This is a genomic window from Halopseudomonas pachastrellae (assembly GCF_900114765.1).
Lineage (GTDB): Bacteria > Pseudomonadota > Gammaproteobacteria > Pseudomonadales > Pseudomonadaceae > Halopseudomonas > Halopseudomonas pachastrellae.
In genome coordinates, this window is sequence record NZ_FOUD01000001.1 from 265414 (window position 1) to 287716 (window position 22303).

Annotated in this window: 28 protein-coding genes and 1 tRNA gene; 19 read left to right on the forward strand and 10 right to left on the reverse strand. The window is 60.2% G+C overall.

Annotated elements, in window-relative coordinates:
- Positions 1 to 11 precede the first annotated feature (11 nt).
- From BM116_RS01310 to arsC, 3 genes are read right to left on the reverse strand one after another with little or no spacing between them, the layout of a single operon-like run.
- Positions 12 to 422 carry a DUF2069 domain-containing protein gene (locus BM116_RS01310; protein ID WP_083727730.1) on the reverse strand — a complete coding sequence of 137 codons (411 nt, stop codon included), beginning with the start codon at positions 420 to 422 and terminating at the stop codon, positions 12 to 14.
- Positions 415 to 1029: an NAD(P)H:quinone oxidoreductase gene (gene wrbA, locus BM116_RS01315; RefSeq protein ID WP_083727728.1), complete on the reverse strand. Its 615-nt coding sequence runs from the start codon at positions 1027 to 1029 to the stop codon at positions 415 to 417. Before wrbA ends, BM116_RS01310 begins: the two co-directional genes overlap by 8 nt.
- Complete coding sequence (gene arsC / locus BM116_RS01320; RefSeq protein WP_083727726.1) at positions 1026 to 1376, reverse strand: arsenate reductase (glutaredoxin); 351 nt, start codon at positions 1374 to 1376, stop codon at positions 1026 to 1028. Before arsC ends, wrbA begins: the two co-directional genes overlap by 4 nt.
- Before the next feature lie 86 nt (positions 1377 to 1462).
- Between arsC and BM116_RS01325 the strand changes: the two genes are divergently transcribed.
- From BM116_RS01325 to yccX, 3 genes are read left to right on the forward strand one after another with little or no spacing between them, the layout of a single operon-like run.
- Positions 1463 to 2728: a YihY family inner membrane protein gene (locus BM116_RS01325; RefSeq protein ID WP_083727724.1), complete on the forward strand. Its 1266-nt coding sequence runs from the start codon at positions 1463 to 1465 to the stop codon at positions 2726 to 2728.
- Positions 2725 to 3192: a TlpA family protein disulfide reductase gene (locus tag BM116_RS01330; RefSeq protein ID WP_083727722.1), complete on the forward strand. Its 468-nt coding sequence runs from the start codon at positions 2725 to 2727 to the stop codon at positions 3190 to 3192. Before BM116_RS01325 ends, BM116_RS01330 begins: the two co-directional genes overlap by 4 nt.
- Positions 3185 to 3460, forward strand: a complete 276-nt coding sequence (gene yccX / locus BM116_RS01335; protein ID WP_083727720.1) for an acylphosphatase — start codon at positions 3185 to 3187, stop codon at positions 3458 to 3460. The genes BM116_RS01330 and yccX overlap by 8 nt, the downstream gene beginning before the upstream one ends.
- Before the next feature lie 21 nt (positions 3461 to 3481).
- Here yccX and BM116_RS01340 read toward each other — a convergent pair whose 3' ends face one another.
- From BM116_RS01340 to BM116_RS01355, 4 genes are all read right to left on the reverse strand, one after another.
- Positions 3482 to 4057 (reverse strand): lytic transglycosylase domain-containing protein, encoded by a 576-nt coding sequence (locus BM116_RS01340; RefSeq protein ID WP_083727718.1) that lies wholly within the window; start codon positions 4055 to 4057, stop codon positions 3482 to 3484.
- Between the two features lie 3 nt (positions 4058 to 4060).
- Entirely contained in the window at positions 4061 to 4768 is a 708-nt protein-coding gene (locus BM116_RS01345) for a hypothetical protein (RefSeq protein ID WP_083727716.1), read from the reverse strand.
- Complete coding sequence (locus BM116_RS01350; protein WP_083727714.1) at positions 4768 to 6501, reverse strand: proline--tRNA ligase; 1734 nt, start codon at positions 6499 to 6501, stop codon at positions 4768 to 4770. The genes BM116_RS01345 and BM116_RS01350 overlap by 1 nt, the downstream gene beginning before the upstream one ends.
- A 155-nt stretch (positions 6502 to 6656) precedes the next feature.
- Entirely contained in the window at positions 6657 to 7922 is a 1266-nt protein-coding gene (locus BM116_RS01355; RefSeq protein ID WP_083727712.1) for an OprD family outer membrane porin, read from the reverse strand.
- A gap of 279 nt (positions 7923 to 8201) precedes the next feature.
- On the opposite strand from BM116_RS01355, the gene BM116_RS01360 reads away from it, so the two are divergent.
- Both BM116_RS01360 and BM116_RS01365 read left to right on the forward strand, forming a co-directional pair.
- Positions 8202 to 8633, forward strand: coding sequence for an HIT domain-containing protein (locus BM116_RS01360; protein WP_083727754.1), 432 nt, complete (start codon positions 8202 to 8204; stop codon positions 8631 to 8633).
- Between the two features lie 8 nt (positions 8634 to 8641).
- On the forward strand, positions 8642 to 8848 hold the full coding sequence (locus BM116_RS01365) for a SlyX family protein (protein WP_083727752.1): 207 nt from the start codon (positions 8642 to 8644) through the stop codon (positions 8846 to 8848).
- 3 nt (positions 8849 to 8851) lie between these two features.
- On the opposite strand, the gene BM116_RS19285 is transcribed toward BM116_RS01365, so the two are convergent.
- Positions 8852 to 9496 carry a cold-shock protein gene (locus BM116_RS19285; RefSeq protein WP_328586194.1) on the reverse strand — a complete coding sequence of 215 codons (645 nt, stop codon included), beginning with the start codon at positions 9494 to 9496 and terminating at the stop codon, positions 8852 to 8854.
- Between the two features lie 138 nt (positions 9497 to 9634).
- Entirely contained in the window at positions 9635 to 10105 is a 471-nt protein-coding gene (locus BM116_RS01375; protein ID WP_083727750.1) for a Dps family protein, read from the reverse strand.
- A 268-nt stretch (positions 10106 to 10373) separates the two neighbouring features.
- Between BM116_RS01375 and aspS the strand changes: the two genes are divergently transcribed.
- The 14 genes from aspS (at position 10374) to BM116_RS01445 (ending at position 21554) form a co-directional block, all read left to right on the forward strand.
- Positions 10374 to 12149 carry an aspartate--tRNA ligase gene (gene aspS / locus BM116_RS01380; RefSeq protein ID WP_083727708.1) on the forward strand — a complete coding sequence of 592 codons (1776 nt, stop codon included), beginning with the start codon at positions 10374 to 10376 and terminating at the stop codon, positions 12147 to 12149.
- A gap of 57 nt (positions 12150 to 12206) precedes the next feature.
- Positions 12207 to 12953, forward strand: coding sequence for a YebC/PmpR family DNA-binding transcriptional regulator (locus BM116_RS01385; protein ID WP_083727706.1), 747 nt, complete (start codon positions 12207 to 12209; stop codon positions 12951 to 12953).
- 76 nt (positions 12954 to 13029) lie between these two features.
- A complete protein-coding gene (ruvC, locus tag BM116_RS01390; RefSeq protein ID WP_083727704.1) occupies positions 13030 to 13557 on the forward strand; it encodes a crossover junction endodeoxyribonuclease RuvC in 528 nt (175 codons plus the stop codon).
- 23 nt (positions 13558 to 13580) lie between these two features.
- Positions 13581 to 14186, forward strand: coding sequence for a Holliday junction branch migration protein RuvA (gene ruvA / locus BM116_RS01395; RefSeq protein ID WP_083727702.1), 606 nt, complete (start codon positions 13581 to 13583; stop codon positions 14184 to 14186).
- Positions 14187 to 14232: 46 nt separating this feature from the next.
- The gene (ruvB, locus tag BM116_RS01400) at positions 14233 to 15294 is read left to right on the forward strand and encodes a Holliday junction branch migration DNA helicase RuvB (protein ID WP_083727700.1); all 1062 of its coding nucleotides are present in this window, start codon (positions 14233 to 14235) and stop codon (positions 15292 to 15294) included.
- A 61-nt stretch (positions 15295 to 15355) separates the two neighbouring features.
- Positions 15356 to 15790, forward strand: coding sequence for a tol-pal system-associated acyl-CoA thioesterase (ybgC, locus tag BM116_RS01405; protein ID WP_083727698.1), 435 nt, complete (start codon positions 15356 to 15358; stop codon positions 15788 to 15790).
- Between the two features lie 53 nt (positions 15791 to 15843).
- A complete protein-coding gene (gene tolQ, locus BM116_RS01410; protein ID WP_083727748.1) occupies positions 15844 to 16515 on the forward strand; it encodes a protein TolQ in 672 nt (223 codons plus the stop codon).
- A gap of 24 nt (positions 16516 to 16539) precedes the next feature.
- The gene (gene tolR, locus BM116_RS01415) at positions 16540 to 16980 is read left to right on the forward strand and encodes a protein TolR (RefSeq protein ID WP_083727746.1); all 441 of its coding nucleotides are present in this window, start codon (positions 16540 to 16542) and stop codon (positions 16978 to 16980) included.
- Positions 16977 to 18017 (forward strand): cell envelope integrity protein TolA, encoded by a 1041-nt coding sequence (gene tolA / locus BM116_RS01420; RefSeq protein WP_083727696.1) that lies wholly within the window; start codon positions 16977 to 16979, stop codon positions 18015 to 18017. Before tolR ends, tolA begins: the two co-directional genes overlap by 4 nt.
- Positions 18017 to 19318: a Tol-Pal system beta propeller repeat protein TolB gene (gene tolB, locus BM116_RS01425; RefSeq protein WP_083727694.1), complete on the forward strand. Its 1302-nt coding sequence runs from the start codon at positions 18017 to 18019 to the stop codon at positions 19316 to 19318. The genes tolA and tolB overlap by 1 nt, the downstream gene beginning before the upstream one ends.
- A 43-nt stretch (positions 19319 to 19361) precedes the next feature.
- Positions 19362 to 19868, forward strand: a complete 507-nt coding sequence (gene pal, locus BM116_RS01430; RefSeq protein ID WP_083727692.1) for a peptidoglycan-associated lipoprotein Pal — start codon at positions 19362 to 19364, stop codon at positions 19866 to 19868.
- 13 nt (positions 19869 to 19881) lie between these two features.
- On the forward strand, positions 19882 to 20664 hold the full coding sequence (ybgF, locus tag BM116_RS01435) for a tol-pal system protein YbgF (protein ID WP_083727690.1): 783 nt from the start codon (positions 19882 to 19884) through the stop codon (positions 20662 to 20664).
- Positions 20665 to 20715: 51 nt separating this feature from the next.
- Positions 20716 to 21408, forward strand: a complete 693-nt coding sequence (gene queC, locus BM116_RS01440) for a 7-cyano-7-deazaguanine synthase QueC (RefSeq protein ID WP_083727688.1) — start codon at positions 20716 to 20718, stop codon at positions 21406 to 21408.
- Positions 21409 to 21478: 70 nt separating this feature from the next.
- A tRNA-Lys gene (locus BM116_RS01445) sits at positions 21479 to 21554 on the forward strand.
- A 74-nt stretch (positions 21555 to 21628) separates the two neighbouring features.
- On the opposite strand, the gene BM116_RS01450 is transcribed toward BM116_RS01445, so the two are convergent.
- Positions 21629 to 22246, reverse strand: coding sequence for a Yip1 family protein (locus BM116_RS01450; RefSeq protein ID WP_169847280.1), 618 nt, complete (start codon positions 22244 to 22246; stop codon positions 21629 to 21631).
- Between the last annotated feature and the right edge of the window lie 57 nt (positions 22247 to 22303).

Genomic DNA, 22303 nt, shown 5'->3' on the forward strand with positions numbered 1-22303 from the left:
GCCCCGGGCTTTCAGGTTTCGCCGCGGGCAACCCGCTGGGCCTGGAAGCTCCAGCGAATGAAGTACAGCGCTGCGACAAAATACAGCACGCTGAAGCCGCTCATCACCAGGCCGTACTCCAGCCGTCCCGGCTGAAAGCAGATCAAAACCCCCTGAATGAAATACAGGTTGATGGCAAAGGCCAGCCAGGCGTGGGTGCGCACGTGCGCGGTGATAACGCCGGGCAGGAAGATCAATAGCGGCAACAGCTGCACGCCTATCACGATGACCGGGTTGGCGCCGTGCAGGTCGGCGAACAGCAGGTTGTAACCCAGGATCGACAGCAACAGGCCGGCGTAGCCGATCAGCGCCACCAGGCGACTGACGCGGCAGCGCGGTAGCAGGTACTCGAGCGAGGGCAGCGGTTTTTTCTTTTTAGCCACGGGCCTTGGCTCCCGCTGCCAATTGCTGGCTGAGATTGCCAACGCGCGCACCCAGTACCCGGCAAAGCTGACTTTCGTGCTCATCCAGACGGCGTTCGCCCTGGGCGCCGGCGTGATGACTGGCGCCGTACGGCGTGCCTCCACCGCGTGTTTCGGTCAGTGCGCTTTCGCTGTAGGGCAGGCCCACCAGCAGCATGCCATGGTGCAGCAGCGGCAGCTGCATCGACAGCAGTGTCGATTCCTGGCCGCCGTGCAGGCTGGCGGTGGAGGTAAAGACAGCAGCGGGTTTGCCATTCAGGCTGCCGCTCAGCCACAGGCTGCTGGTGCCATCGATGAAATACTTGAGCGGCGCGGCCATGTTGCCAAAGCGGGTTGGGCTGCCGAGTATCAGCGCAGAGCAATGCTTGAGGTCGGCCTCGGTGCAGTAGATGGCGCCGTCGGTCGGCACCGGTGGCAGGGCGCTGGTGGTTTCTGGCGCCACCGGTGGCACGGTGCGCAGGCGCGCTTCCATGCCGGTGCTTTCAACGCCTTCTGCGATCAGCCTGGCCATCTCGGCGGTGGCGCCATGACGGCTGTAGTACAGTACCAGAACGTAGGCATCACTCATGCGAACAGCTCCAGTACGCGCTCCGGCGGACGACCGATGACAGCTTTGCCTTCACGGATCACGATGGGCCGCTCGATCAGCTTGGGGTAGTCGGCCATAGCCTGTACCAGCTGTGCCTCGGACAGCTCGGGGTTGGCCAGATTCAGCTCCTTGTAGGTGTCTTCGCCCTTGCGCATCAGTTCGCGCGCGCTCAGGCCCAAGCGCTCCAGCAGCTCGACCAGGGTAGCGGCATCGGGCGGGGTCTCCAGATAGCGGATGACCTCGATGTCGGCCCCCTGGCTTTCCAGCAGTTCCAGCGCCTGACGAGATTTGGAGCAGCGCGGGTTGTGGTAAATGGTGGTGGTCATCGGTTGTCCTCCGGGGGCGCGGTGGCCTAAGGTTGGGGTTGGGGGTTATTCTAAGCGCTATTGCACCGGGCTGTCAGGGAGCAGGAATGCCGCGTCAACTGAACCAGTATCTGCACTTTGGCCGCTATCTGGCGCGCCGCTTTATCGAAGACAACTGCATCAAGAACGCCGCAGCCCTGACCTATACCACGCTGTTTGCGGTGGTGCCGGTGATGACCGTTGCCTACGCCATGCTGGCGGCTATCCCTGCTTTTGACCAGGTTGGCGGTCAGGTCGAAGCCTTTATCTTCAAGAATTTTCTGCCGGCCAGTGGCGCCGCCCTGCAGGAACACCTGAGCGCTTTTTCCAGTCAGGCTCGGCAGTTGACCGGCGCCGGTGTGGCGCTGTTGATGATTACCGCGCTGATGATGCTGGTGAATATCGAGAAAGCCTTTAACGCCATCTGGCGTATCCGTCAGCCTCGCCGTGGGCTGTCCAGCTTTCTGATCTACTGGGCGGTGCTGAGTATCGGGCCGCTTTTGCTGGGGGCGGGGTTTGTGGTCAGCACCTACGTTGCGTCCATGTCGTTCTTCCAGGAGGGTGCGTTTCTGGCCTCGGCCTGGAGCAGCATGCTGCGCTTCTTGCCGCTGCTGCTGAGTATCGCAGCCTTCACTCTGCTGTTTGTTGCTGTACCCAACACCCGTGTACCGCTGAAGTTTGGTGTGGCCGGCGGGGTGTTGGTGGCCTTGCTGTTTGAGGGCGCGAAGGGCTGTTTTGCCCTCTATGTGAAGCTGTTTCCCGGCTACCAGCTGATCTATGGTGCCTTTGCTGCGGTGCCGCTGTTTCTGCTGTGGATCTACGTCAGCTGGTTGATCATCCTGCTGGGGGCAGAGCTGGTCAGCAATATGGGCAATGGCTCAGCCTGGCGCCGGCCGGATTACCCCTGGATGATCAATCTCCTGGTGTTGTTGCGGCTGTTTTTGCTGGCTCAGCAGCAGGGGCGGCAGGTGGATCTGCCCCTCGTAAACAGCAGCGGTTGGCCGATGCATGAGGAGATGTGGCTGCAACTGACTGATTGGCTGGAGAGCGAGTCGCTGATCGCACGCACTCAGGGCGGTGGTTACGTCTTGTGTCGCGACCTCGGTCAGGTCGAGTTAAGCGCCATTTTGGAGCGGATGCCCGAGCCGCCGCTGACCCATGAGGCCTTGCCGGCAGCCTTGTCAGCCAATCAGGACTGGTTCGCCGGTTTCAGCGAAGCCTTGGGTGAGGCTGATCGAGCGCGTCGCCAGGCACTGCGCGGCAGCGTTAAGCACTGGCTGCTGAACAAAGAATTGGTGGCCGCGCCCATGCCATCGCGGGAGGTCAGCTCATGAGAGTGCTGTTGCTGTGTGCGACGCTGCTGTTGGCTGCCTGTGACAGCCCAGGGCCCTGGCGTGATCAGCACGGTAAGGCGTTAGATGCCGCGGCGCTCGCTAAGGAGCGGGTGTTGGTGAATTATTGGGCCGAGTGGTGTGGCCCTTGCCGGGATGAGCTGCCCGAGCTGAACCGCCTGGCGGCGGAATTGCCGCTCGGTAGTGTGGTCGGTGTCGATTACGACGGCGCCACCGGCGAGCAGCTGCGCGAAACCAGCGAGCGTATGGGGATCGCTTTTCCGGTGTTGGGTGATGATTTTGTGCAAGATTTTGAGCTGCCGCGCCCCCAGGTGCTGCCAACCACCTATCTGCTGGATGCTGACGGTCAAATTGTTGAGACGCTGCAAGGGCCGCAGCATTACGACAGCCTCAAGCCGCTGATGACAGTGACCTCTGACAACAACAAGGACCAGGGCAATGAGTGAAATCTGTGTGCAGGGTAAAGTACGCGGTGTAGTGCAGGGCGTGGGGTTTCGTCAGGCAACGGTGCGTGAGGCCAATCGTCTGGGCATCAGCGGCTGGGTGCGCAATGAAGACGATGGCAGCGTGAGTGTTCTGCTCTGCGGCCCGGAAGATGCGCTGGAGGCCATGACCGGTTGGCTGCGCCGGGGGCCGCGCGCTGCCAAGGTAGAGAGCGTCGAGCTGGCCGGTTGCCTATGGCAGGACATCGCCGGCTTTGCTCAGCTGGGCTAACGACGGGCCGCCTGTTGCTGCTTACGGCGTGACGTACCAGTAGCTGTACCAGTAATCCAGCACCTTGTCCGGATAGCGATTGCTGCCCAGGCTGCCGTTGTAGCGCGCGAGCGCCCGGCGCAGGTTGCCGTTTTCCTTGTCCAGGTAGAACTTGAGAATGGCGCAACCGTACTGCAGGTTGGTTGCCAGGTCGATCAGGTTGTCATCGGGGCGGCCAATTTCAGCTTTCCAGAAGGGCATTACCTGCATTACCCCTTGGGCGCCTACGTAGGATAGGGCATAGGGGTCGAACAGGCTCTCGACATGCATCACGGCAAGCACCAGGTCCGGTTTCAGTCCGGCGCGGGTCGCAGCCTGATGCACCAGCCGCAGCAGCCGCAGGCGTTGCTGCTCGTCGCGAATATAGGGTGTCATGCGGGTCGACATGTCGAGCAGCCAGACCTCGGCGTCAAAGCGGTCCTGAAAGCTGTCGGCGCGCGCAATCGCTTGCTTGAGTTCGGCACGCAGCTCCGGGTCTACCGGCGGCGCGGACGGGTTGGCACTGGCCGGCGACGCGGCGAGTGCGAGCAGCAGGAGCAGCACTATCCCTGTGCGCATGGTCTATTCCTGTGGCGTAGTGGCGTTATCCAGCGCCTGAACGAAGTCGCCCTGTAGCTGCGGGTCGCCCGTGGTCAGCAGAATCAGCATGTTTTCCAGTTGGCTGGCTTCTTCCTTCAACCCCAGCTGGCGCAGTCGCTCGATACGATCAACCCACTGCGAGACCTCGTCTTCTTCGAGGTTGTCGTAGATCAGCTCCGAGGCTTCGTGCAGCACGCTGCGCAGATCGCGATCGATCAGCAGCATCGCTTCGGCGCGCACTTCGGGCGTTGCCTGCGCGTCCAGCTCGATAACGCGCAGCTGGTCAAAGTCCACGGGGACGATGTCTTCGTCCAGCAGGTTAAGACGCAGCTGGCCGTCGCTATCGGTCTGCCGGGTGACTGCCAGCTCGCCCAGTTGAATGGTCAGGGTGCGGTCGGCCCAGGGCAGGGTCTGGTACTGGCGGTGCTCGTCTTGCAGGGTGCCCTGAGCGTCGTACTGGCGAATGCTGAACAGTCTGCTTTCAGTAACACGAATGCTGCGGTGCGGCGTGTCCATCACCAGTGGTTCACCGGTTTCAATGTGCAGGCTGTGGCTTAGCAGCTCGCGTTCGATCTGCGGTGTACTGGCGGGGTCAGGTGTCGGTGTTGTGCTGCATGCCTGCAGCAGACCAAGCACGGCGCCCGCGCCAAGCAGGCGGGCGCCCCGAGGGGAAGCGGCGATGTGCATCATCAGTTGCCCTGTACGCGCTCCAGCAGGTGCTGCAGCATCTGCTCGGCAGCGACAGTGGTGGCGTCCTGGTCCCGGCGGTACTTGTATTCGAGCTGACCGTCGGCCAGGCCGCGATCGCTGATAACGACGCGGTGAGGAATACCGATCAGGTCCATGTCGGCAAACTTCACGCCGGGGCTGGTCTTCTTGTCGCGGTCATCCAGCAGTACTTCAACGCCGGCTGCCTGCAGGCCTTCGTACAGGGCCATGGTGGCTTGCTGTACCGCCTCGGAGCTTTCCATCTTCATCGGCACCAGTGCGACCTGGAAGGGCGCCAGAGCGTCGGGCCAGAGAATGCCGCGCTCGTCAAAGTTCTGCTCGATAGCGGCTGCCACAACGCGGGATACGCCGATGCCGTAGCAACCCATGGTCAGCAGCTGAGTCTTGCCTTGCTCGTTCAGTACGTTGCAGTTCATGGCTTCGCTGTACTTTTTGCCCAGCTGGAAGATATGACCCACTTCGATGCCCCGCTTGATGCTCAGTGTGCCTTCGCCATCCGGGCTGGTGTCGCCTTCAACGACATTGCGCAGGTCTGCTACCTGATCGCAGTGCGCGTCGCGCTCCCAGTTGGCGCCGGTGTAGTGCTTGCCGTCGACGTTGGCGCCACAGACAAAGTCGGCCAGATGGGCGGCGCTGTGGTCGGCGATGACAGTGATCGGCAGCTTGACCGGGCCGATGGAGCCGGGTTTGCAGCCGATGGTCTCGATGATCTGCGCTTCGCTGGCGAAGGTCAGCGGTGCGTGTACCAAGGGTAGGTGCTCAGCTTTGATCTCGTTCAGCTCGTGGTCACCGCGCAGGACCAGAGCCACTAGCGGCTGCGCCTCGCCTTCTTCGGCAGCGCCCAGCACGATCAGGGTTTTTACCGATTGTTCGGGCGGCAGCTGCAGGAACTCGCTGACCGCGGCGATGGTGACCTGGTTGGGGGTGTCGACCAGCGTCAGCTCCTGGCTGGCAGCGGGGCGGCTGCCCTGGGGCAGCTGGGCGGTGGCTTTTTCCATATTGGCGGCGTAGCTGCCGCTGGAGGAAAACACGATGGCATCTTCGCCGGAGTCGGCCAGCACGTGAAATTCGTGGGAGCCCTCACCACCAATGGATCCGTTGTCCGCTACGACCGGGCGAAACTCCAGACCCAGGCGACTGAAAATGTTGCAGTACGCCTGGTACATGCCGTCATAGGTCTGCTGCAGGGACTCTTGGGTCAGGTGGAAGGAGTAAGCGTCCTTCATCAGAAATTCGCGGCCACGCATCAGACCAAAGCGCGGACGGATCTCGTCGCGGAACTTGGTCTGAATCTGATACATGTTGATCGGCAGCTGTTTGTAGCTGGTGATCTCGTTGCGCGCCAGATCGGTGATGACTTCTTCGTGCGTCGGGCCGACACAGAACTCGCGGTCGTGGCGATCTTTCAGACGCAGCAGCTCGGGGCCGTACTGCTCCCAGCGGCCGGATTCCTGCCAGAGTTCTGCAGGCTGAATGGCGGGCATCAGCACTTCGAGTGCGCCGGCTTTGTCCATCTCGTCACGTACGACAGCCTCTACCTTGCGCAGTACGCGCAGGCCCATTGGCAGCCAGGTGTACAGGCCCGACGCAATCTTGCGGATCATGCCGGCGCGCAGCATCAGCTGGTGGCTGATGACGGTGGCGTCCGAGGGGGTTTCCTTGAGGGTGGAAATCAGATAATGGCTGGTACGCATGAGCTAGTCAGGTCCTGAGCAGAGACGGGCAGAATGGGCGCTATTGTACGATTGTGCCGGTGCAGCGTACAGCCCGCGGGTCAGGCTGTTGTTGCCGACCGACGGGCAACAAAAAACCCGGCCGAAGCCGGGTTTTTTGGTACTGCCTGGGCTGCTTAGAGCAGGGTCCAGGTGTAGCCGACGATCAGACGGTTTTCGTCGACGTCGCCGCCGTCCAGGGCTGCGTCCTGGCGAACGGTGGCGTTACGCCAGCGAATATCTACACCTTCGAAGAAGCCAGCCGGTACGATGTAGCGCAGCTCAGTATCGCGCTCCCAGCGAGAGTCGCGGTTGACGCCTGCTGCGGCGTGCTCCGCGGCGTTGGTGTTGATGTCGGTACCGGCGATGTAGCGGGTCATGAAGCTCAGGCCCGGGATGCCCAGGCCGGCGAAGTCATAGTCATAACGCGCTTGGTAGGACTTCTCCTCAACGGCGTTGAAGTCAGCGTACTGAACCGAGTTGGCGATGAAGATTTCGCCGTCGTCGTACTCGTAACGGCCGTCGCCACTCATCTGCTGGTAAGCCAGACCAAAGCCGTGGTAACCAGTGTTCAGGGTCACTGCGATGGAGAAGGCCTGGTTGTCGAACTCGGTACCGTCGGTGGAGTCGTCGTCGCTGGTATCGTAGTAAGCAAAGTTGGTGTTCAGGCTGGTGCCTTCGCTCAGCGGGACAGTCCAGTCATAGCCGGCGAACACGCGCTTGTACTGGTCTTCGCTGTCGGCGCCGTACAGAGTGGCGCTGAAGTTGTCAGTGAAAGTGTAGGTACCGCCAGCGTAGGTCAGGTCTTTATCGTCGCCGTGGATGCCGTCGGTCTCACTGGAATCAGCCGTAGCGCCACGATCGGTCAGGCGACCGGCTTCAACAAACAGGCCGTTGATGGAGCTGTTGGTGATGCTGTAGCCCTGGTAGTGGTTGGGCAGCAGGCGGGCGTCGTAGTAGGCGGCAACCGGGTTTTCCGGCATGTGATAGCCGTAACGAAGGACGGTGTCATCCAGGATGGCCATTTTGATGGCGCCACGGATTTCCATGTACTCGGCTTCAGCACGACCGTTGCTGTCAACCGGCAGGAGGCCGGTACCGGAGCGGCCACGGCCACTGTCCAGCTTGATACCTTCCTGGGCCATGACGTCTGCACCAAAGCCGATCGGGCCCTGGGTGTAACCGGACTCAAAGTTCAGCAAAAAGCTGGTTGCGGTTTCTTCGCGCTTGCTTTGACCGACGTTGTCACGAAAATCGCGGTTGAAGTAAACAGTGCGGTTGTACAGGGTGGCGGAGGCGCCTTCGACAAAACCTTCGCCCTCTGCCATTGCCTGGGAAGCGAGCAGACCATTGCCTGCAGCCACTGCCAGTGCCAGCGAGCTCCATTTAACTGCGTTCTTCATTGTGTGCTCCTTTGATTAAAAGAAAACGGTTTTGGCTCCAAGCGGATCCGGTTTCTTGTTTTCGCCGTATATTAAAGCATCTGTATTGGAACAGTGAAAGCAAGCGCTGAAAAAACAGCACCTTGTTGTTGGATGTTTATAAGTTATTGCAGGCAAAATGGTGAGGTTCTCGGCTGTTTTTGTATTCGGCCTGTGCTGTATTACCGGAAATTGAAAGTTGCGATTGTTGTTTGAGACGGTTTTCTTTTTTGTACGTTGTGGTGAGGGGTGGGGGTTATCGTGTTTGAGTTGCATTCTCAATTGCGGGGCGATTGTGTGCCTGTGGGCGACTTTCCGCTCTGCCGGCTCTTGCTGCTGAATGATCGGCAGTATCCTTGGTTTGTATTGGTGCCGCGTCGATCTGAGTTGCGTGAGGTATTTGAGTTGTCCGATGCCGATCGTGCTCAATTTCATGCTGAATCGGACCTGCTGGCGCAGGTGCTGAGCGAGACCTTCAAGGCGGATAAGATGAATGTTGCAGCCCTCGGTAATATGGTGCCGCAACTGCACGTACATCATATTGTGCGCTATCGGCAAGACCCGGCCTGGCCTGCTCCGGTATGGGGCAAGTTACCGGCTGTTCCTTATGCCGAAAATGAACTGGCTGATATGTTGCAGCGAGTGCGCGTGGCGCTCGGCGACAAAGCGGGTTTTGGTGAGGTGTTGCAGTGAAAGAGACGCTGTTGAAAGAACGAGTGGACGAGTTGGAGTCACGCCTGGCGTTTCAGGATGACACTATTCAGGCGCTAAACGATGTGATTGCGGCGCAGCAGTTGGAGTTGGGGCGCTTGCGGCGTTCTTTGGAGTTGTTGGCTCAGCGCCAGGCCGAGTTTGCCGCGCAGTTGCCTGATACCGGAGGCGACGAAGCGCCGCCTCCGCATTACTAAAAGCTAGTTGAGGATCGCTACTTCCTCGGCCTGCAGGCCTTTCTCGCGCTTGGCAACGGTGTACTCAACCCGTTGCCCCTCCTGCAGTACCCGGTGCCCGTCGCCCTGAATCGAGCGAAAATGCACGAACACGTCACTGCCTGAATCACGCGTAATAAAACCAAAGCCTTTACTGGTGTTAAACCATTTGACCGTGCCCATCTCGCGGCCGTCGTTGGCCTTGCCTTGACGTTCTGCCTTGGCGCGCGGCTTGCGCGCGGGCGCGGCTTCGGTGGCGGCAGGTTGGGGGTCGCTGCGCAGCTCCGTTACGAGTATGACCAGGCTGGACAGGCAGACGCCTAGAACGCCGGCGGCCAGAGCCCAGATGTTCCAGCCAATAAAATAGGGGCTGACCAGCAGACTGCAGAACGGTATGCAGGCTGCAATGATCAGTAGGGCAGAGCTGGCCAGCGTGACAGCGCCGCTGGCGCCCTGGCTGGGGAGTACGGGTTGATTGAATTGCTGCAGGTTGATCAGGCCGGTCAGTATGGCCAATAGGCCGATATGGTTGATCGGAGCGGATTGAGTGAAAAACGGAATGCTGTGAAACAGGCCCGTCAGCAGAACGCCGACACCTGTCACCAGATGCAGATAACGAAGGGTTTTCAAGAGGCTCACCATGGATGCAACGATTTAGTATTGTCATGTGGGCAGGCCGATGGCTGTGGCGCTGCCGGATGGCACTCTAACCTGAAAACGCCCGGCCACCAAGGCCGGGCGTTTAGGTGTTGCGGTGAGCGGGGTTGATCAGCCTTCGAGCAGGCTGCGCAGCATCCAGGCGGTTTTCTCGTGTGTCTGCATGCGCTGGGTCAGCAGGTCAGCGGTTGGCTCGTCGTGGGCTTCGTCGCAGGTCGGGAAGATGCTGCGGGCGGTACGAACGCAGGCTTCGTGGCCTTCGACCAGCAGACGGATCATGTCCTTGGCTTCCGGCACGCCGTCTTCTTCCTTGATGCTGCTGAGTTCGACGAACTGCTTGTAGGTGCCCGGCGCCGGGAAACCCAGGGTGCGAATGCGCTCGGCGATATCGTCAACCGCCAGGGCCAGCTCGTTGTAGTGGGTTTCGAACATCAGGTGAAGGGTCTGGAACATCGGCCCTTTCACGTTCCAGTGAAAGTTGTGCGTCTTCAGGTAGAGGGTGTAGGTGTCGGCCAGCAGGCGCGACAGGCCCTCAGCAATTTGTCCGCGATCCGTTTCGGTAATGCCGATATCGATTTTCATCATGGCTCCTCATGGTTGTCTGGCGGCGCAGCGTCTTCAGGCGCGGCGTCCACGTTAACAGGTCACTTGTTCTGTCACTTGTTCTGAGTGCGGATTTGCCGCTGGGTTCCCGCGGTGCGTCGTCCTGCCGCTGCAGGCCGCCTCGAGGCTCCCTCGTTGGCCAAGTTTCGGGTATATTATGGCGTTTTTCTTCGGGCGAACGTCGATGCGGTAAAACGCCGCTGCGACAACTGACGCCAAATTTGCCGACCACAGGAAGCACCACACCATGATGCGTAGCCACTATTGCGGCCAGCTGAACCAATCGCTGGCGGATCAGGAAATCACTCTTTGCGGCTGGGTTCACCGCCGCCGCGACCATGGTGGCGTCATTTTCCTGGATATCCGTGATCGCGACGGGTTGGCTCAGGTCGTATTTGACCCTGATCGTGCCGAGACCTTTGCCAAGGCCGACCGCGTGCGCAGCGAGTATGTCGTCAAGGTGACCGGTAAGGTGCGTCTGCGTCCGGAAGGCGCCCGTAACGCCAACATGGCATCAGGCGACATTGAGGTGCTGGGCTACGAGCTTGAGGTGTTGAACGAGGCTGACACTCCGCCGTTCCCGCTGAACGAATACTCTGACGTGGGCGAGGAAACCCGCCTGCGCTACCGCTTTATCGATCTGCGCCGCCCAGAAATGGCAGAGAAGCTGAAACTGCGCTCGCAGATCACCAGCAGCATTCGTCGTTACCTGGACGAGAATGGCTTCCTGGATGTCGAAACCCCGATTCTGACCCGTGCCACCCCCGAGGGCGCGCGCGACTACCTGGTGCCCAGCCGTACCCATCCCGGTCATTTCTTTGCGCTGCCGCAATCGCCGCAGCTGTTCAAGCAGTTGTTGATGGTGTCGGGTTTTGACCGCTACTACCAGATTGCCAAGTGCTTCCGCGACGAAGACCTGCGTGCCGACCGTCAGCCTGAATTCACGCAGATCGATATCGAGACCAGCTTCCTTGATGAGTCCGACATCATGGGCCTCACCGAGGGCATGATTCGTCAGCTGTTCAAGCAGGTGCTGGATGTGGATCTGGGCGACTTCCCGCACATGACGTTTGAAGAGGCCATGCGCCGCTTCGGCTCTGACAAGCCGGACCTGCGTAACCCGCTTGAGCTGGTAGACGTGGCTGACCAGTTGGCCGAAGTCGAGTTCAAGGTATTCAGTGGCCCAGCAACCGATCCCAAAGGCCGCGTTGCTGCGCTGCGTGTGCCGGGCGGTGCGAGCATGCCGCGCAAACAGATCGACGATTACACCAAGTTTGTTGGTATCTACGGCGCCAAGGGCCTGGCTTACATCAAGGTCAACGAGCGCGCCAAGGGTGTTGAAGGCCTGCAGTCGCCTATCGTCAAGTTCATCCCGGAAGCCAACCTGGAAGAAATCCTCAACCGGGTGGGTGCGGTGGACGGCGATATCGTCTTCTTCGGTGCCGACAAGGCGAAGATCGTGTCCGAAGCGCTCGGTGCGTTGCGTATCAAGCTGGGCCACGACCTGGACCTGCTGACCTGCGAGTGGGCGCCGCTGTGGGTGGTCGACTTCCCGATGTTTGAAGAGAACGACGATGGTTCGCTGTCTGCGCTGCACCATCCGTTCACCGCGCCCAAGTGCACGCCGGAAGAGCTGCAGGCCAACCCGTCCACCGCGCTGTCACGCGCTTACGACATGGTCCTGAACGGCACTGAGCTGGGTGGCGGCTCGATCCGTATCCACCGCAAGGAAATGCAGCAGGCGGTCTTCAATATCTTGGGTATCAGTGCCGACGAGCAGCAGGAGAAGTTCGGCTTCCTGCTCGATGCGCTGAAGTTCGGTGCGCCGCCGCACGGTGGTCTGGCCTTTGGTCTGGATCGTCTGGTCATGCTGGTGACCGGTGCTCAGTCTATTCGCGAAGTCATTGCCTTCCCGAAAACCCAGAGCGCAGCCTGTGTGATGACTCAGGCGCCGGGCCTGGTGGATAACAAGGCACTGCGTGAGCTGAGCATCCGTCTGCGCGAGCAGACCAAGGTCGAGTAAGTCTGTTAACCCCGGTCACGTTTGCGTGATCGGGGCTGTTTTATCTGGAGTTGTGTTATGGCCGGTCATTCCAAATGGGCCAATATCAAGCACCGCAAGGCTGCGCAGGATGCCAAGCGGGGCAAGATCTTTACCAAGCTGATTCGCGAATTGACGGTGTCGGCCAAGGTGGGTGGCGGCAATCCTGCCGACAATCCGCGTCTGCGCGCTGCGGTGGACAAGGCGCTGGGCGCCAACATGACCCGCGATACCATTGATCGTGCCATCGCCCGTGGTGCCGGCAGCAACGACGCCGACAACATGGAAGAGCTGACCTATGAAGGTTACGGCGCGGGCGGCGTGGCGGTCTTGGTTGAAGCCATGACCGACAACCGCAATCGCACGGTCAGCGAGGTGCGCCATGCCTTTGGCAAGTGCGGTGGCAATCTGGGCACCGACGGCTCGGTGGCGTACCTGTTCACCCGTCGCGGTCAGCTTGTCTTTGCCGCGGGCGTGGATGAAGACGCTCTGATGGAGGCGGCGCTGGAGGCTGGTGCTGAGGATGTTGTCGCCAATGACGATGGCTCCTTTGATGTGTTCACCAGCTTCGAGGAGTTCGGCGCGGTGCGTGACGCACTGGATGCCGCCGGCTTCGCTGCTGAATCGGCGGATGTGGCTATGATCCCGTCCACTGAAGCTGAGCTGGATCTGGATACTGCGCAGAAGGTGGTCAAGCTGATCGACATGCTGGAAGACCTGGATGACGTGCAGAACGTCTATTCCAATGCATCGATCTCCGATGACATCATGGAGCAGTTGGGTTGACCCAATGCCGGCTGAGTAAGAGAAGGGAGGCGCAGGCCTCCCTTTTTTCTATAACCCGCACGCTGATGGGGATGATATGGCGCTGATACTGGGTATCGACCCCGGCTCCCGCATTACCGGTTTTGGCATTGTGCGCCATGAAGCGGGCCGTCAGGAGTACGTCACCTCGGGGTGTATTCGGGTGGGCGAGGGCGCCTTTCCCGAGCGGCTGCAGAAAATCTTCCACTACCTCTCTGAGCTGATTGAGCAATATCGCCCGGATGTCGTCAGTATCGAGCAGGTTTTCATGGCGCGTAATCCAGACTCTGCGCTCAAGCTCGGGCAGGCGCGCGGCGCCGCGATTGTGGCTGCGGTCAATGCCGGCTTGGAGGTGCATGAATACAGCGCGCGCCAGGTCAAGCAGGCAGTGGTGGGAACAGGCGCCGCCGACAAGAAGCAGGTTCAGCATATGGTCACCCAGTTGCTGGGGCTGGCTGGTACGCCGCAGGCGGACGCCGCCGATGCGCTGGCCATCGCCCTGTGCCATGCGCATATGAGCGGGGTGCAGCAACAGATGGGTAATGTGGCGCTGGCGGTGCGCGCTGGCCGGGTACGGCGCCGTTAATCGACTACGAAGGAGCAGGGCTGGTGATAGGACGTTTGAGTGGCGTTTTGCTGGAAAAACAACCGCCGCATATCCTGCTGGATGTGCAGGGCGTCGGCTACGAGCTGGACGCCCCGATGAGTACCTTCTACCAATTGCCGGCACTGGGCGAGAAGGTCACGCTGCATACGCACATGGTGGTGCGTGAAGATGCCCAGCTGCTCTACGCATTCTCCGACAAGCGCGGGCGTGACCTGTTTCGCGAGCTGATCCGGCTAAACGGGGTCGGCCCCAAGCTGGCGCTGGCGCTGATGTCCGGCATGGATGTCGATGAGCTGGTGATGGCGGTACAGCACCAGGATGTCAGCGCGCTGGTGAAGATACCCGGCGTTGGCAAGAAAACGGCCGAGCGTCTGTTGATCGAGCTGCGTGACCGCTTCAAGGCCTGGGAGGCGGCGCCGGGCGCCATTACGCTGGCAGGCCCGGTTGTTGGCGGCGGCGTGCCGGTCAAGCCGAGCGCTGATGCTGTCAGTGCGCTGATTGCCCTGGGCTACAAGCCGCAGGAGGCCAGCAAGGCGGTGGCGGCGATTGATAAAGATGGCCTCAGCAGTGAAGAGTTGATTCGCCGTGCGCTCAAGGGCATGGTGTAGGGCGTTCCGTGCCGGAGGCATTGCTTCCTTTATTGATGGATAAGACATGCTGGAAGAAGATCGCCTGATTGCGGCAACGCCCAGGCAGCAGGAAGAAGTTATCGATCGGGCGATTCGCCCACTGAAGCTGACCGACTATATAGGTCAGCCGACGGTACGCGAGCAGATGGAGCTGTTCATCAAGGCGGCCAGAGGGCGCGGTGAGGCGCTGGACCACGTGCTGATCTTTGGTCCGCCCGGCCTGGGCAAAACCACCCTCGCCAACATCATCGCCCAAGAAATGGGCGCCAAGATCAAAAGCACATCCGGCCCGGTGCTTGAGCGCGCTGGTGATCTGGCTGCGCTGCTGACCAATCTGGAAGCGGGTGATGTGCTCTTTGTTGATGAGATTCATCGCCTGTCCCCCGTTGTTGAAGAGATTCTCTATCCGGCGATGGAGGACTACCAGCTCGACATCATGATTGGTGAGGGCCCGGCCGCGCGCTCGATCAAACTGGACCTCCCTCCCTTTACCCTGGTCGGTGCCACCACCCGCGCCGGCATGCTGACCAACCCCCTGCGTGATCGCTTCGGTATCGTTCAGCGTCTGGAGTTCTACTCGGTTGCGGATCTGTCCACCATCGTGGCGCGTTCGGCCGGGATTCTCGGTTTGCAGATGGATGACGGCGGCGCCCGTGAGATCGCGCGCCGCTCACGCGGTACGCCGCGAATTGCCAATCGCCTGCTGCGCCGAGTGCGCGACTTCGCCGAGGTGCGCAGCGCCGGCGTGATCAGCAGTGAGGTGGCCGATCAGGCGTTGAACCTGCTGGATGTGGATGAGCAGGGCTTTGATCATATGGACCGCCGCCTGCTGCTGACCATGATCGACAAATTCGACGGTGGCCCGGTGGGTGTCGACAACCTCGCCGCGTCCATCAGCGAAGAGCGTCATACCATCGAGGATGTGCTGGAACCCTACCTGATTCAGCAGGGTTTCATCATGCGCACCCCGCGCGGCCGGGTGGTCACCCGTCATGCCTATCAGCATTTTGGCCTGAACCTGCCAGCCCGCATGAGCCGTGCCTCTGCGGACCTGTTCGACGATCCGAATGCGCCGGATTCGCCCTGAAAAATATTTTTGCAAATAGCGAGTAAACCCACTATGCAAAACCCCAGCTTGGCTCTACATTATGCGCGTTGAACGTTCTGGGCCGCCGTTCGAGCTGAAAGCCCGCGTCTACTTTGAAGATACCGATGCCGGCGGCATCGTCTACTACGTCAATTACCTGAAGTTTATGGAGCGTGCGCGGACGGAGCTGGTCCGCACTCTCGGCTTTGATCAAAGCGCTCTGCAGAGAGAAAACGTCATTTTTGTTGTGCACTCTGTCACGGCACGCTATCACGCGCCTGCACGCCTGGACGATGAACTTGTCGTAACTGCGACTGTCTTGGAAACCAAGCGAGCAAGTATTCGTTTCCGCCAGAGCGTAACTCGGGCGGGAGATTTGTTGTGTGAGGGTGATGTGCTGGTCGCCTGTGTGAGTGCTGATCAGTACCGTCCCCGGGCCATTCCGGACAAGTTGCGTGACGCATTCCGTAGCAGTGGCCCTGGGCGTGACGAGTAAACCGAAAGATCGTATGAGATTGCGAGGAGTAGCAAAGCGTGCAGGCTGATCAAATGTCGATATGGCACCTGGTGTCCGGCGCAAGTGTGCTGGTGCAACTGGTGATGCTGACCCTGCTGGCAGCATCGGTAGTGTCGTGGGTAATGATCTTTCAGCGCAGCAGTGTCATGCGCTCGGCAAAAAATGCCCTGGACGATTTTGAAGACCGTTTCTGGTCTGGTGTGGACCTGTCCCAGCTGTATCGCCAGGTGACGGGCTCGCCGGACGAGAACTCTGGCCTGGAGCAGATCTTTCGCGCCGGCTTCAAGGAATTTTCGCGCATGCGTCAGCAGTCCGGTGTAGACCCGGACGCGGTGATGGATGCGGTGCAGCGCTCGATGCGCGTAGCGATTTCGCGTGAGGAAGAAAAGCTGGAGCAACACCTGCCGTTCCTGGCGACCGTAGGCTCGACCAGCCCTTATGTCGGCCTGTTCGGTACCGTGTGGGGCATCATGAACTCGTTCCGCGGCCTGGCCACGGTTCAGCAGGCAACGCTGGCAACGGTAGCGCCGGGTATCGCTGAGGCATTGGTGGCCACGGCCATTGGTCTGTTTGCTGCGATTCCGGCGGTGGTTGCCTACAACCGTTTCTCGGCTCGCTCGGAAATGTTGATTGGCCGGTATTACACCTTTGCTGAAGAGTTTTCCAGCATCCTGCATCGCCGCGTTCACGCGCGCGAGGAGTAAGCGGAGGCCGCTATGAGCATGCATATGCACAGGCGTCGCGAGAAGCGTAAACCGGTCGCAGAAATGAACGTGGTGCCTTACATCGACGTGATGCTGGTACTGCTGGTGATTTTCATGGTGACCGCGCCAATGTTGAACCAGGGCGTCAAGGTTGACCTGCCGCAAGTGTCCAGCGAAGTGCTGCCCAGCGACAGCAATCAGCAGGTGCTGACCTTGTCCGTGCTGGCCGATGGCACCTATTACTGGAACTTGGGCGAGGCGGTGGACACGGAGAACCACTCCGACAGCGCTGTCTCTCTGGAGGCGATGACCGAAGGTGTGACCAAGATCATGCGTGCCAAGCCCGATACGCTGGTGTACATCCGTGGTGACAAGAACGCCAATTACGGCGTGGTCGTGACCGCCATGGGCGCCCTGCAGCAAGCGGGTGTGCCCAACGTAGGCTTGATTACCGAGGCGCCGTGAGCACGCGATATCAATACCGACCGGCAGCCTCGGAGCGTTATTCGTCCCCGCTGCTGAAGGCGGTGGGACTGCACCTGTTGGTGGCGATTCTGCTGTTCGCCTCGTTCAGCAGTGCGCCGGAATTCGAGCCGGCCAGGCCGATCGTGCAGGCGACGTTGGTGCAACTGGACTCGATGAGTCCCAGCACGACACCGACCGATCAGAAGATCGCCGGCGAGGCGCAGCAATCGCGCTCGCCGCGCGCAGATGAAGAAGCGCTGGAGAAGCAGCGCGAACAGCAGCAGGCTGCCGAGGCGGCCAGGGCTGCCCAGGCAGAGCAGGCGCGTCAGGCCGAAGCCGAGGCGCAGCGTAAGGCTGCAGAGGCTGAGCGCCAGGCAGAGGCAGAAGCCGAGCAGAAAGCCGCCGATGCTGCAGCTGCCGCTGAACGCCGGCAGGCTGAAGAAGCGAGAAAAGCCGCAGAGGCGCAGGCCGCCCGCGAGCGCGCCGCCGCCGAGGCAGAGCGCAAGAAGGCTGAGGAAGAGGCGCGTCGCAAAGCGCAGGAAGAGGCCCGGCGCAAGGCGGCAGAAGAGGCTGAACGCAAGGCTGCGCAAGAAGCTGAGCGTCGCCGCGAGCAAGAACGTGTCGCCCGTGAGCAGCGTGAGCGAGAGGCTGCCAAGGCCAGCGCGCTGAACGAGCTGCTCGGTGAAGAGACTGAGTATCAGCAGGCGCAGGCTGATCGCATTGGCGACCAGGTAGCAGCCAGCTATGACGATGTTATTCGTCGTTACGTGAGTCAGCAGTGGCGCCGCCCGCCGACTGCACGCAACGGCATGGTGGTGGAAGTGCGTCTGAGTATGTTGCCGACAGGGCAGATCACCGATGCGGTGGTGATTCGCTCAAGCGGCGACCCGGGTTTTGATCAGTCTGCCGTGCAGGCGGTGAAGAACGTGGGGCGCATCCCGGAAATGCAGCAACTGTCGAGCGAGAACCCTGCGGAGTTCAATCGCCTGTACCGTCAGCGTAACCTGCGCTTCAGACCAGAGGATCTGTCATTCTGATGAAAAGACTGAGTCAAGTATTTGCGGGCATTATTGCCCTGTGCGTGAGCCAGCTGCTGCTGGCCCAGGATGCCATTGAAATTACCAAGGGTACCGACAAGGCTACGCCGATTGCGGTAGTACCCTTCGGTTGGCAGGGCAGTGCGCCGCTGCCTGAGGATATGGCGCAGATCGTCGGTAATGACCTGCGCAACAGTGGCATGTTTGCGCCGCTGGAGCGTAACAACATGCTGAGCTATCCGGTGCGCGGTGAAGAGATCAATGCCCGCGACTGGCGCATGATTGGTGCCGATTACGTGGTAGTAGGGCAGGTGAACAGTACCGGTGGCGAGAACCTGGATCTCACCTATAGTCTGTACAGCGTGGCGCGGGAAGAAGTGCTGCTGTTGCGTTCGATCAGCGGCACCCGTACCCAGTTGCGCGATATCGCCCATCACCTGAGCGACGAGGTATTCAAGGAGCTGACCGGCATCCAGGGCGCCTTCAATACCAAGCTTTTGTATGTTGCGGCTGAGCGCTTCTCGGTCGACAACACCCGTTACACCCTGCAGCGCAGCGATTACGACGGCGCGCGCGCAGTGACGCTGCTGCAGTCACGTGAGCCGATTCTGAGCCCGAGCTACTCGCCGGACGGTGAGCGCATTGCCTATGTGTCCTTTGAGTCGCGCCGGCCCGAGATTTATGTGCACTACATTCGCACCGGTCGCCGTGAGCGGGTGAGCAGCTTTGAAGGGTTAAATGGCGCGCCTGCCTGGTCTCCGGACGGCAATCGCCTGGCCTTTGTGCTGTCGCGAGACGGCAACCCCGAAATCTATGTGATGGAGTTGGCTAGCAAGCAGCTGCGTCGTGTTACCAATCATTTCGCGATTGATACAGAGCCGACCTGGATGGATAACAATACGATCGTGTTCACCTCCGATCGCGGCGGCCGCCCACAAATTTATAAGCAGAGTCTTGGCTCTGGCTCGCCTGAGCGCCTGACCTTTGTTGGCAACTACAATGCCAACGCCAAGCTGTCCGTTGATGGCCGTACCATGGTTATGGTGCACCGTCAGGAGGGCTACCGTAATTTTCAGATTGCCACGCAGGATCTTGAGCGCGGGAATTTGAGAGTTTTAACAGAAACGTCGCTGGATGAGTCGCCAACCGTCTCACCCAATGGCGCTATGTTAATTTATGCTACCCGTCAACAGGGACGGGGCGTACTCATGCTGGTATCTACAAACGGGCGTGCGCGGTCGGAGATTCCGACACAGTTCACCGACCTGCGCGTACCTTCATGGTCCCCATACCTGCCATAGGGCGCACCAACACTAAACCATATGGGGTTAATAGGAGTTCATGATGCAAGTTATCAAGTTTGGCAAAGCCGCTGCTCTGGTTGTCGCGTTCGGCGTGGTTGTAGGCTGTTCCTCCAAGGGTGGCGACACCTCTGGCGCTGGTGCAGTTGACCCGAACGCAGGCTACGGCGCTGGTACTTCCGGTGCAGGTTCCAACAGCGGCATGAACAGCGAAGAAGCTGCTCTGCGCGCTATCACTACCTTCTACTTCGAGTACGACAGCTCCGAGCTGAAGCCGGAAGCCATGCGCGCTCTGGACGTTCACGCCAAGGACCTGAAGTCCGCTGGCAACCGTGTTGTCCTGGAAGGTCACACTGACGAGCGTGGCACTCGCGAGTACAACATGGCTCTGGGCGAGCGTCGTGCTGCTTCCGTTCAGCGTTACCTGGTTCTGCAGGGTGTGTCCCCGGCTCAACTGGAACTGGTATCCTACGGTGAAGAGAAGCCGGCAGCGATGGGTTCCAGCGAGGAAGCCATGGCTCAGAACCGCCGCGTAGAGCTGCGCAAGTAAGAGACGAGGTCGTATGAAGGGTTACAGAGGAGTACTGGTTGCCTTTGCCCTGTCGCCATTGGCGGCAATGGCACAGGTTCCAGTGATGGAAGGCAGTTCGAACAATGGCTCGAATGCCGTGTATCAGGGCTCCTCGGTGACCCAGCAGACCCAGGCTGGCCTTTCCAGTGAAGGCCAGCTGTTTCAGCAGCTCTATCAGTTGCAGCAGGAAGTAACGCTGCTGCGTGGCATGCTCGAAGAGCAGAGCTACAAGATCAAGCAGATGGAACAGGATCAGCTTGACCGTTACAAAGATATCGACAGCCGTCTGTCTGGCATGAACAGCGCACCTGCTTCGGGCAGTGGCGGGGCAAGCCCTGACGTTGCTGACACTCAGGAGCCCGCCGCCAATGCCGGAGCTTCTGCCGCGCCGCCGGACCCGGAGCGCGAAAAACTGATGTACGACGCGTCCTTTGATCTGGTCAAGGCGCGCGATTTTGAAAAGGCCGCGCAGGCCTTTACCGCATTCCTGCGCCGTTACCCCGACAGTCAGTACGCGGGTAATGCGCAATACTGGCTGGGTGAAGTGTATCTGGTCCAATCTGACCTTGAGTCCGCCGGCCGGGCCTTTGCTCAGGTCATCAGCCGCTATCCCGACCACCGCAAGGAGTCGGACGCGATGTACAAGCTCGGTGATGTCGAGCGCCGCCTGGGTAGGGACGACAAGGCGCGCGAGCTGTTTCAGCAGGTCATCAGCAAGTACCCTGACTCCTCTGCCGCGCAGCTGGCCGGGCGCGAGCTCAGCAGCCTGAACTGATCTTCCGCCGGGGGCTTTTGCCCCCGGTTTAGGTTTCTATCGAGTGCTCCCATGTCTGCCAAGCCTGATTCCTCTGCCCGCGCCGTCGTACTGCTGTCTGGCGGGCTGGACTCGGCGACGGTGCTGGCCATGGCGCAGGCCGAGGGCCTGGCCTGTTACACCATGAGTTTCGACTACGGCCAGCGTCATCGGGCGGAGCTGGCAGCAGCCGAGCGTGTGGCGAGCGCTGCCGGTGTGATCGAGCACAAGGTGATCGATATGAACCTCAACGGTATCGGCGGTTCGGCGTTGACCGACGACACTATTGCCGTGCCCGAGGGACCCCAGCAGGGTATTCCGGTCACCTACGTGCCGGCACGCAATACGCTGTTTCTCGCCCTTGCTCTGGGTTGGGCAGAGGTGCTGGAGGCGCGAGATATCTACATTGGCGTTAACGCGGTGGATTACTCGGGATACCCCGACTGCCGCCCGGCCTTTGTGGAGGCCTTTGAGCGGCTGGCCAACCTGGCGACACGTGCCGGAGTGGAGGGCGAGGGATTTCGTATCCGGGCGCCGTTGCAGCACTTGAGCAAGGCGCAGATCATTCAGGCCGGCCAGGCGCTGGGCGTCGACTACAGCCAGACGGTGTCCTGCTATCAGGCGGATGAGCAGGGGCGCGCCTGTGGCGTTTGCGACAGCTGCCGCCTGCGCGCTGCGGGTTTTGCTGCTGCCGGCGTACCCGATGCGACCCGCTATCAGCGTTAAATTTTGCGCAAATGCAAAAAAAGGCTTGAGTTTCCTCTGTAAATCAGTAGTATAGCGCGCTTCCAGCAGGGGGTCGTTAGCTCAGTTGGTAGAGCAGTTGGCTTTTAACCAATTGGTCGTAGGTTCGAATCCTACACGACCCACCACTCTGGAATCCCTCTTCGGCCGTCCCTGGCCTCAGTGTTTTGTCGCTTCCTATCTCGGTGTTTTCCTCAGGCAGTTATCCGTTTTCTGGAATAACGTATCCGCCGTCCAGCGGTTGCCACCATAGTTCCATGAAAAAGAACCCTGATGTCAGTACGACCAGGACTGCGGCCGCCAGAATGCAGGTGGCGTAGAAGCGCTCCTGATCATTGCGCTTGAGTTGCATGTAGCCTGGCAGCCCACGATAGAGCAGCAGAATGCTGCAAAGTGCGCCCAGTGCCAGCGCAGGTATCAGTAGCCAGCGCCCCGGCAGAATGCTGATTACGCCCGCCAGTAGCAGTGGGATGGCAAGTACCGTGGTGAAGGTTGCTGCAATGGTAAAAGCCGGCCGCTGATCGGTGCGAAACAGGACCCAGCGCGTTGCCAGGGCGCTCAGTAGTACGCTGGTCAGGCAGGTGAGGTACAGCATCAATGCCAGCAAGCCTGCGCTAGTGCTGCTGAGCTGGCGCTCCTGGTTCGAGCCGAACAGACTCCAGCCCACATCGGTTGCGCCAACATAGACGCAGAGTGCGGGTAGCAGGGGCAGTAGGATGAGTGTGGGCACAAAGCTCCACGGATGGCGGTTGGCATGCTCGCGGATCGGGCTCCATCCGCGTGAGGGTGATGAGATAAGCCCTGGGATCAAATGAATCATGTCAGGCCTCCTCTTGGGGGACGAGTTTTGGTACTGCAGACGGTTGACTGGCCTGAA